The organism is Sphingosinicella microcystinivorans (assembly GCF_003634215.1).
Lineage (GTDB): Bacteria > Pseudomonadota > Alphaproteobacteria > Sphingomonadales > Sphingomonadaceae > Sphingosinicella > Sphingosinicella microcystinivorans.
This window is the reverse complement of sequence record NZ_RBWX01000002.1, coordinates 1-10173: the sequence shown is the minus strand read 5'-3', so window position 1 is coordinate 10173 and position 10173 is coordinate 1. Positions and strand designations below refer to the sequence as shown.

Annotated in this window: 8 protein-coding genes and 1 pseudogene; 4 read left to right on the top strand and 5 right to left on the bottom strand. The window is 55.5% G+C overall.

Features of this window, described 5'->3' with window-relative positions; translation table 11 throughout:
- Window positions 1–149 precede the first annotated feature (149 nt).
- A pseudogene (locus DFR51_RS18660) lies at window positions 150–251 on the top strand (transposase); the annotation flags it as partial.
- 93 nt (window positions 252–344) lie between these two features.
- Here the strand turns inward: DFR51_RS18660 and DFR51_RS00120 are convergent.
- On the bottom strand, window positions 345–1610 hold the full coding sequence (locus tag DFR51_RS00120; protein WP_160119007.1) for an MFS transporter: 1266 nt from the start codon (window positions 1608–1610) through the stop codon (window positions 345–347).
- 109 nt (window positions 1611–1719) lie between these two features.
- On the opposite strand from DFR51_RS00120, the gene DFR51_RS00115 reads away from it, so the two are divergent.
- Window positions 1720–2613 carry an alpha/beta fold hydrolase gene (locus tag DFR51_RS00115; protein ID WP_126494427.1) on the top strand — a complete coding sequence of 298 codons (894 nt, stop codon included), beginning with the start codon at window positions 1720–1722 and terminating at the stop codon, window positions 2611–2613.
- 61 nt (window positions 2614–2674) lie between these two features.
- Window positions 2675–4225, top strand: a complete 1551-nt coding sequence (locus tag DFR51_RS00110) for an acetolactate synthase large subunit (protein ID WP_121047045.1) — start codon at window positions 2675–2677, stop codon at window positions 4223–4225.
- Window positions 4226–4565: 340 nt separating this feature from the next.
- Here the strand turns inward: DFR51_RS00110 and DFR51_RS00105 are convergent, their stop codons facing one another.
- On the bottom strand, window positions 4566–6386 hold the full coding sequence (locus tag DFR51_RS00105; RefSeq protein ID WP_170151728.1) for a CocE/NonD family hydrolase: 1821 nt from the start codon (window positions 6384–6386) through the stop codon (window positions 4566–4568).
- Between the two features lie 211 nt (window positions 6387–6597).
- The gene (locus DFR51_RS00100) at window positions 6598–7107 is read right to left on the bottom strand and encodes a MaoC family dehydratase (RefSeq protein ID WP_160119008.1); all 510 of its coding nucleotides are present in this window, start codon (window positions 7105–7107) and stop codon (window positions 6598–6600) included.
- Between the two features lie 84 nt (window positions 7108–7191).
- Here DFR51_RS00100 and DFR51_RS00095 point away from each other — a divergent pair, with 84 nt between their 5' ends.
- Window positions 7192–8775, top strand: a complete 1584-nt coding sequence (locus DFR51_RS00095) for a class I adenylate-forming enzyme family protein (RefSeq protein ID WP_160119009.1) — start codon at window positions 7192–7194, stop codon at window positions 8773–8775.
- 38 nt (window positions 8776–8813) lie between these two features.
- On the opposite strand, the gene DFR51_RS00090 is transcribed toward DFR51_RS00095, so the two are convergent.
- On the bottom strand, window positions 8814–9866 hold the full coding sequence (locus DFR51_RS00090; RefSeq protein ID WP_121047041.1) for a gamma-glutamyltransferase: 1053 nt from the start codon (window positions 9864–9866) through the stop codon (window positions 8814–8816).
- Window positions 9867–9935: 69 nt separating this feature from the next.
- A partial coding sequence (locus DFR51_RS19105; protein WP_207790664.1) for a hypothetical protein occupies window positions 9936–10173 on the bottom strand: 238 nt, incomplete at its 5' end.

Below are 10173 nucleotides of genomic sequence, written 5' to 3'. Positions count from 1 at the left end.
GATCGGTGTGGTCTCGACATAGGCTCTTCTCCAAGAGCCCGACACCAAGGTCAAACAATCTCATCCCGCGTGTCCGACCCAGGGGGCCCACTCCATAGAATGAGAGATTTCTGGCAAGATTGAAGCTAATGCATCTGGAAGTTTTGCTGATGAAGAAGTCGAAGTTTACGGGCGAGCAGATTGCCTACGCCTTGCGCCAAGCAGATCTGGGAGTGTCGGCTGCTGAGGTATGCCGGAAGATGGGCATAACCCCAGTCGATGAAGCGCCAGATCGCTCGTTCTGGGCGGATACAAATGCGGGGCGAGGTCAAGGCAATTTTACACTAACAAACAATGCGGTCCTCTCAGCGAGGGACGGCCATTTTAGGTATCAGAGGAAGCGCCAGTATACAGAGGGCGGTTGGAACGACTAAAACGAAATAAGCGCTTATGTTGGGCTCTTGCCTCTCGAAGACGCTCAACGCTGCAGCACCTAGGGCTGCGCCAACCGCCAGGCCTGACTTCTCGAGCGATGTCCAAACGCCATTTAAGAAGGCGCCGCTGCCCCTAGAGGTGTCGTTGATGATGTGCGCTACAGCCGTGAAGGGCAGCACTTGCAGGCCTGCGAACGAAAAGCCGCAAACGATGAGAGATAGGCAAAACAGATACCAATTCTGCAAAAGCAGAAACGCACAAGCGATCAGGACACTGGAGACAGCGTAGAGAAGGCTGGCTAGTTGCAGTGCACCACGATCCCCTAATTGACGTGCGATGCGCGCCCAAATGGGCACAGAAATGATTGTGACACCGATCATGATCGCCAATGATGTCCCAACATTGCCCTCGGAACGGGCGAAATCGATCGTCACAATATAGGGGATCATCGCCATGAGCCCCCCAACCGCGCTCAGCTGAAGTACGAAAGAAATCGAAAGCCAAAGGAATTTTCGGTTCTGCATTAGCAGGGCGATCGGCGTCTCTCTAGGCAGGTCTGCTTCAACGCCGTAAGTCTCCTTGAAGGGGGGGCCAGATCGGATTGATGCTAGGGCCGTGGTCATTGCCAATACGCATATGGCTGCCAGAATGGTTGCCATAGATGAATAGCCGAACCGCCCGCCGCCAGCTGCTTCAATAATCAAGGGCGCGGCAGCGGCTCCGCAAAAAACGCCCAGCATCACAAACATCATACGCCGACTAATCAGGCGCACACGATCTTCGCGATGAGAGGCGATTAATGCGGGGTAAGCGGTGTAGGGAACGGCAAAAAGAGAGTAGAGCGTCGTCATTAGGAAATAGCTGCAGGCGACCCAGAGAACGACCATCTTTTCAGATAGGATAGGCGTCGAAAATAATGCCACAAAGACAGCGATCAGCCCGAATGCACCCGTTTTCATAGCCGCCATTTGGCGCTTTGAACGATCAAGCCAGCCGCCGACCAAAGGATCCCAAAGCAGCGACCATAATTTGGGAACGAGAATGACCAGCCCCGCGGCAGCCGGCGCGATCTTCAAAATTTCCGTGCAATAATAAAGCAGCAGCACAGACGGCACGGTCGAATATAGACCAGTCGCAAATGAGCCCAACCCATAGCCGTTAACAAATCGCTCCTTGAATTCGCCCTGCGCGCTCATCACTTTCCCCTCCCAACCATGTTCCTCTCGAGACGTTTCCCATAGACAGCTTGCAAGATTGGAGATAGCCATAAATGAGTAATGACTCAGAAAAATTGGAGCAGGTGACGTGGACATATTTCGAACCCCTGATGAGGCATTTGAACGTCTCGATTATCCCTTCCGTCCCAACTGGCGCGAGGTCGAGGGGCTTCGCCTGCATCATCTCGATGAGGGCCCATTAGACGGCCCCATCGCATTACTTGTCCATGGCGAGCCGACTTGGAGCTATCTTTACCGAAAGATGATCCCGGCTCTGGTGGCGCGCGGCTTTAGATGCATTGCGCCCGATCATGCTGGATTTGGCAAGTCAGACAAGCCGACCGACGAGACTTGGTACGATCTTCGGGGGCACGTCCGTCGCCTGAGCCATCTTGCAGCAGATCTCGATCTGAAAAATGTAACTCTTTTCGTGCAGGACTGGGGCGGGCCCATCGGGCTTCGACTACTGGTGGATGAGCCCGAAAGGTTCGAGCGAGTGGTTATCATGAGCACTTGGCTTCATCGCGACGGATACAATTATTCAGCAGGAATTCGGCAGTGGGCGGCGCGTGCAAATGACCCTGCCGAGCTCGGCGGCGACATGGATGTCGGCAGGATCGTCGCTGGATCTTTGCTTAATCCGAAGGTCAATCGTCGAGAAGCTTTTGCCGGCTATTCGGCACCATTTGATGGTTATGAGTCAAAGGCTGGAGCGCGGCGCTTTCCAAGCATCTTGCCATTCCGAGGCGGGCAGGCCGGCGATCCGCTGGGACAACAGCACTGCTTTGAGACGTTGCCCAAGTTAGGTCTACCGATGCACTTTTTCTGGGGAGACGGTGATATCATTTTTCCGCCATCGGATGGCGAGCATTGGTCGAGCATGATCCCCGGATCTACTATCGACATTATGAAAGACGCAGGCCACTTCGTCCAAGAAGATGCAGGACTGGATATCATCAATCGGATGGACAAATACTGGTAGTCACATGCCTCAAACATCCGATCAATATGTAATAGTCATGCACAAATAGGAGGCTCTGATTGTGAACGGAGCTGAAGCGCTGATAGAAACATTGCAGGGTTGCGGGGTAGACGTTTGCTTTGCAAACCCCGGGACCTCTGAAATGCAATTGGTGGCGGCGATTGATCGTCAGCAGGGGATGCGAGCAGTTCTTGGCTTATTTGAGGGTGTCGTAACAGGCGCTGCCGATGGCTATGGACGTATGGCCGACAAGCCAGCGATTACCTTACTTCATCTCGGGCCGGGGCTGGCGAACGGACTGGCAAATCTTCACAATGCTCGGAAAGCTGGTAGCCCAATAATCAACTTGGTCGGCGACCATGCGACCTACCACTTACAGTTTGATGCGCCTCTAACCACGGATGCTGCGGGAGTTGCCCGCCCCATGTCAGACTGGACGCGGGTTTCAAGATCGAATCGCGACCTTGCGCAAGCTGGCGCCGAAGCATTCAGCGTGGCAATGGGCTACCCAGGCAAAGTGGCCACGGTTATTGCGCCGGCAGACCACGCTTGGACAGATGGCGCAGCGCCGGTTGCCTCGCGGACAGTCCCAGCTGCGCCACATTCACCCAGGGGTGCAATTTCGTCTGCTGCAAATGGCTTAAAAGCAGTCAATGGCCAGAAATGTCTGTTTCTTGGCGGGCGGGCTCTACGAGCCGACGCACTGCATTTGGCAGGCCGCATCGCGGCAGCAACGGGCTGTCGCTTAGTAGCAGAGACCTTTGTAGCTCGTCACCAGCGTGGCGTAGGCCGAGTTTCAGTCGAGAAATTACCCTATTTTGGTGAACAGGCCGAGGCTTTTCTCAAAGACTTTGACACGATTGTGCTTTGTGGCGCGGACGCGCCCGTCTCTTTTTTCGCGTACCCTGGCAAGCCAAGCTGGCTGTCTCCCAGCGGCGCGACCATCATTAACCTTGCCTCAAAAAACGAGGATGTACAGGCGGCATTGGCCGAGTTGGCGGATCTGCTAAACGCACCATCCAACCCGGCTAATCTTCAGCGATCGTGCATCACTCCAGCGAAGCCAGGAAAACTCGATGGAGCCAGCCTTGGAGCCATAATCGGCGAGCTGATGCCCGAAAATGCGATCGTTTCCGACGAGGGCGCGACCCAAAGTGCAAATGTCATGAACATGAGCGCTGGAGCGAAGCCCCACGATTGGCTTCAACTGACAGGTGGCGCCATTGGTCAGGGCCTCCCACTCGCCGTTGGCGCAGCGGTGGCGTGCCCCAACCGGAAAGTCATTGCGCTACAAGCGGACGGCTCAGGGATGTACACGCTACAGGCTCTATGGACGATGGCGCGTGAGAATTTGGATATCACCACCATCGTGCTCAATAATGGCTCATATGCGATACTCAACATTGAGCTATTGCGCGTGGGCGTTGAGAACCCAGGGCCGAAAGCGCTCTCGATGCTTGACCTGAAAAATCCCAGTTTGACCTGGACTCAGATATCGGAAGGCATGGGCGTTCCTGCGGTCCGCGCTACAACGACCGAAGATTTTCGCAGTGCGCTTATCGCGGCACTTTCGCAAAAGGGACCACGTTTGATCGAGGCGATCTTGGAATAGAACCGGTGCTTCTGACATGATCGCGAAGACATGATGAGCTTCAGCTCGATTATCCTGATACGGTCGCCTTTGGAACATCATTCAAAGGTTTGATGATAGAATCCCTTGCACGATAATTATACAACGGCCGAGAAGATCAAGAAGGCATAGGCTGTGCCGATCTTGATCTATCGGAGGTTAACGATTGCATTCCCGGCCTACGAGAGGCCTGGATAGAAACCGTTCGCGCAATCACTGAGATCCCCTATTGTTCCCAGCGGCAGGCAGGAAACCGCGCCCTCAGGCCTCCTGGTTGCTGGTCTCGTGCAGTTGCCGCGCACTAGCGATGGGCACCGGGCCTTCATCGCCAGGGACGAGCCGGGAGAATCACGTGACTGCCTCCCTCGCCTATGCTGACGTCGAAGCGCTCGCTCCCCCCGTTCGAGTAGATGGTGAACCAGTCCTTGTCGGCTCCAGCGATGGCAAGGCGCAGCCGGTGGCCCGGACGTATCAGTGCGGCGACTGGCATGAGCGGAAACTCGAGCGTCATCGTTTCACCCGGGTGTACCAGCTCAGCATCTTCGCGCTTAAAGCTGTGGGCAGCGGGACCCTGGTCGTACGGCAACGATGAGCGATCCGCCGGTCGACGATGGATTGCCCGAAACATTCCCTCCGTCACGTAAGTCACCCGCCCATCAGGGGCCACGTCCTCTAAGTATGCAAACACAGCGGGATCATCGCTTCGGGTAGATAACACCAGCGAGACAACTGGCGTCCCAACAATTTCCGTAGCTTTGTCTACCGGTGCCGAGTCAAACGTGAGCAGACGGCGATCTATTTCCTGCCGGTCGCCGTAGGCCGGCGGGGTGCCGTTCTGGGTCGACCAACGCGTCCGCGGACCCGTGCCGACCGTCAGATCGACGTCGTGGATTACACGACCTGCAGCGCCTGCCTGCTCGGCAAGCGAGCCGTCAGCGGCGAGATGTAGCTTCCAGGGCTGAGCATCCGGCACGGGCCAAACGGATGTCGTCCTAAACTCGCCGGCACCTAGCACGTAGTAATGAATCTGTCGGGCTATCTTCTTCCCGGCCAGCCGCTCGCGCACGAATCGAGTCTGTAGGTCAAGCTGGTCCGACAAGGCCGGTTTCGGCTCGGTTACATCGGGAAAGAACGGATCGGCATTACGGAAGTTGCTGTGGTCGTTCGCCGTGATCCAGACCTCCATCGGAACCTGCGGCAAGGTTCGGAAGCGCGCGAGCACCGACTCGGCGGTTCCGCCGTCGATCCAGGAACCCCAGTATTGGACCGGCACCTTTGCCTGACGCAGACCATCCAGTTGCGCGACTGGAGAGATGTCAAACAGTCCGTAGCCGTTGTGTCCCTTATCGTCACGGAAGGTGATGTTCAGCAGATCCTCACTCAGCCAGCGGTTCTTGCCGGCCAGTGCCGCACGCAGCCGTGCGTAGTCCTTATCGTTGTCCACTGGCTGAAGGATAGGATACAGCGCGGCGCAGTCGTTTACCTGCACGAGGCAGTTGCGTGGCGGCGCATCCGGGTCGAAGCCGCCGCGCCCCAGGTCCATGCCGCGCGTGATTTTTCCCCATTCAGTCAGAAACCCGCGATTGATGACGCCACCCGGGGCCATCAAATGCGCATAGATGTCGAATTCCGACTCGTGAATGACACCGCCGAGAAGGTCGGCTGCCGGACGTGAAGTTGCCAGATCGGCCGTGTCGGCCGCGTAGGACTGCCCGGCAACGAATACTTGGCCGGAGCTCCAAGGCTGCGACTTAACATGTCGCACAATTTCGTCGACGTCGGCGATCTCCTGCGGCGACAACTCTGTGAGTCGCTGGCCAAACGACGCGGTCGACCCGCGCGTATCCAACGCGACAACGACGTATCCGTCGTCAAGCCAGCGCTGCGTTCTGACCCAGGTCCCGAGTCCTGCCCGTCCGTAGCGCGTCTGCATCAGCACGGCGGGAACCTTTGCGCCGGTCTGCCATGACTTAGGGAAATAGAGACTAATGGCCAGGGAGACCCCGTCGTGCATCGCCAAGTAGTATGACTGATCGCTGTGGCGCTTCGCCGAACCTTCACTGGCAGCGGCGACACCGGCAAACAATGCAGCGCAGCTCACGAGCAGTGTGATGGTAAAATCACGGAAAATCTGAATCTTCATCATACTACTCCCTGCCAAGTCGCCTGTAACTGCACGCACTGGCGCGGCGCGACACGTGACCTATCTGGCGTGATCCAGCTGCATGCCCGAGAGCATTCGCCGGACATACCGTCACCCGAGCGCGCGACTATCAAAAAGATTGAGGTTTAAACCTTGAATGGCATCGACCAAGGAGATCCGCCTTTGAAGCGGCAATCTACTCCCACGGCTTTCAAGCCGATAAACCGCTTTCACCACAGCTTTCGGGTGGGAGCCAAGCCGAAAGCCACTCACAAACGAGTGCAGGCCGTTCTTGACCCTCTACTTCGACTTCACACAGGATTTTGACGATACGGCGACCGCCATCATCTTCGCGAATGCCTCCATGCTCGAACCGCCCCCGAATGCGCGAGCCGCTTGGCACAGGTGAGACAAGCCTCAGTTTGTCAAAGCCATAGTTCAGGAATAGCCCAAAGTCGGTGTTGCGCAAATCCTGCTCGACCATGGATCGAAACAGGTGCGTGAGCATCGAAATGGTCAAAAAGCCGTAAGCGGTGGTGCCCCCGAAAGGTCCGGATCTGGTCGCCCATTCGGGGTCCATATGCATAGGATCAATGTCATGGGTCAGCTCGCCGAATTTGTCAATCATCGCCTGATCGATTCTTACCCAGTCTGATATGCCGAGGACATCTCCTGAGCAGCCAGACAAAATCGGATTATAAGCCTCTTTAGCAATGTTCATATCGGACTCCTTCAATGTAAATGAGGTTGACCTCATTAAATCCGCATGTCAAGCCTTACTTCCACCATGACGACCGGAGGGACAATGACGGACTTCAACGATGTAAATGCAGTTGGCCATAGGATTTGCGATTTCGTGCGCTCATTCGCGAATGCATTTCCCGATCGGGAAGCACTCATAGCAGACGGTGGCGATCGGCTGACATATTCCGAATATGCCAGACAAGTCGACGCTGTCGCCAAGTCACTCATCGCGATGGGCGTCAAGCCCGGCGATCGGGTCGCGATGCTCGACACACCATCCCCCAGATTCATGGTGATGTTTGCGGCAGCTAGCGGGATCGGCGCGATCTGGATGGGGCTAAATCCCCGTTATCAACTTGGGGAATTGTCCTATGTTGTGGGTGATGCTCAGCCCGTCTTGATTTTTGCCAAGTCGCGAGTTGGGTCTCGCGATTATTATGACGATCTGGTCAGTCTCTCCCAGCTCAACGGCCGCAACGTTCCTGTTATCGAACTCTTCGATCAGAAAGACAGCAAGTTTGGGGGTTATGATGCATTCATAGCAGCCGGTTATGCGGTCACAGATGATCAGTTATCAAGTCGCCGTTTCGCATCTGGCGGTCGTCAGCCCTGCCTTCTTGTCTACACATCGGGTTCAACAGGGAAGCCGAAGGGCGCACTGCTGCATCATGAAGGGATCATTGCCTTTAGCCTAGAGCAAGCCCGGCTCTGGCAGGTTAACCCGCATCGATGCCTGAATTACTTCCCTATCAACCACGTAGGTTGCACGGTCGATATCTCTGTCCCGGCTATCGTGCAGGGCGGAACCATTGTTTTCATGGAACAGTTTGACGCGAAGCGCTCTATTGAAGTTGCTTGCGAAGAGAGGATCACTTGGCTTGGCTCTATTCCAAGTGTTTTTGCGCTGCAAATGGCCTGCCCGGAATGGGAAACCTCTGATTTATCCGCTGTGCAACTCTGTATATGGGAAGGTGCGGCGATTTCGGAGGACATGCTTGATAAGTTATTGGCACGCTTTCCCTTACTCGCGACTAATTACGGTATGACTGAGACAACAAGTGCGATGGCGGCAACCCCGCCCTGCCGAGACCGTGACATGCTCCTTTACTCCGTAGGAATGCCATTCCCAGGAGTAGAGTTGCGCATTCTTGATGAAAATGATCACGACGTTGAGTTGGGCGAAATTGGAGAAATAGTCGCGCGCTCCATCTACAATTTTACAGGTTACCTTAACTTACCAGAGGTCACATCTTCGTCCTACACCAATGAAAATTTCTTCAGGACGGGTGACTTGGGCATATTCAGGGCAGACGGAACCTTGAAGATCTCTGGACGAATAAAGGAAATGTTCAAATCTGGCGGATACAATGTCTACCCACGAGAAGTGGAGATCACCCTGGAGAGTCATCCGCAGGTGGACTCTGCGGTTGTCGTGTGTGCACCCGATGCGACATGGCAGGAAGTCGGCATAGCTTTTGTCGTCGCTAATTCACCCTTAGAGCCAGATGACATTATTTCCTGGTGCCGAGATCAACTGGCAAATTACAAAATCCCGAAACGCTTAGTCATCGTTGATGAACTTCCATTATTGCCAATTGGGAAGGTTGATCGAAATAAGCTTAAAGAAACCGCAAAGAACTTGTGATGTAAATGCAAATGGCTGGGAGGGTCATGTTTGAGGCCTTAAAAGGCAACGGCCCGCCCATTCCCATACTTTGGTGATACAGCGCAAAATCGACCAGTCGGATCGCGCCCAATGCCAACCCAAAGCCCCTGTGAGAAGCGGGCTCCCTTCGGTGGAAGGCGCTTCACGTCGAGGCCGAACGCCGCGAGCACTTCCTCCGAGAATTTACCCTCTACCACTCGTAGACGCAAGTGGGTTTGTTCACGATCCGGCGAGGAAGGAGACAACAGCCGCGGCATTGCTGAAACTTCTTCAAGCGGCAGATGGAATTGCATCATGGCGAGCAGTGACTGCGCGGTCATATAATGAAGGCCGCCCCCCATAGAAGACCATGCCGTATGGACCTGTCCATCACGCAGAAGCATCCTTAACTGCATGGGGTTCGCAAGCGCTGAGACAGGCGGGATCGCCGCAATCTGTGTCTGTATATAAGAGGCGAGATCGCCAATCGTTATGCCGACCACAACAATCGCAGTTCGGCCCCACATCAGGCAATTGATGCTATGGCACAGCGACACCATGTTGCCCCATCTGTCCGCTGCAACAACATCATCAGTATGGGTGCCGGCCCGGGCTAAATGGATGGGGCCATCGGGACTGTCGAGCCGTTCCCAAAGGCGCTCAGCATGATTTTTCTCCAACGTTGCTTCCGCCGACATATCGATACCTGGAAACATCGCAGCTAGTTCAGCCGCAGATTCGTACCGCATGCCGCCGGTTGCGCCACAGCATAGTGCGATGCGCCGCAGACTTTCGGCGCTCTGCCACCAAGGCCCAAGCGCCGGTATCTGCGCCGCGGTCGCAAGGTTAAGGCATTCTGCCGCAGCGAGTCCGCCCTCACTTGGCGGGCCAAAAATTGTAAGCTCGAAACTGTCTTGCTGAAAAATAGTCGGCGCGGACCAAATCGGTCTGTAAGCACTCAAATCCGTGTGCGTCATATTGCCGCCATCAGCTCGCACCGCGGCAACACAGCGCGATGCCCATTCGCCCGTAAAGACATAGTCGGCACGGTCATTGGCAAGCCAATAGACCGGGGCCCCAAGCCTTCCGATGTAGAGGGCCTCCGGTTAGGGTGTTAGGTCTCTGCGCGAATGGCCCGATTCCAGCCTTGGGCCATGCAATCAGGCCCGGCCGCTGATTAGCATCGCTCGCTGATTTTCCGGCAAGGCTCGGATGTCATTTCGCAACAAGATCCAAATCAGGCCGCTGATCGCAAACCAACCTGCCATCGTCAGCCATTCGGGCGGCACACCTACGATCAGATAACGTCCTATGTTGGGAAGGCGTAGCGTGAAAAGGCCAGCAGGTCTCGTTGCGCCGAGGGTGATCGGCGCTGGTGATTTTATGATCCAGATGGCT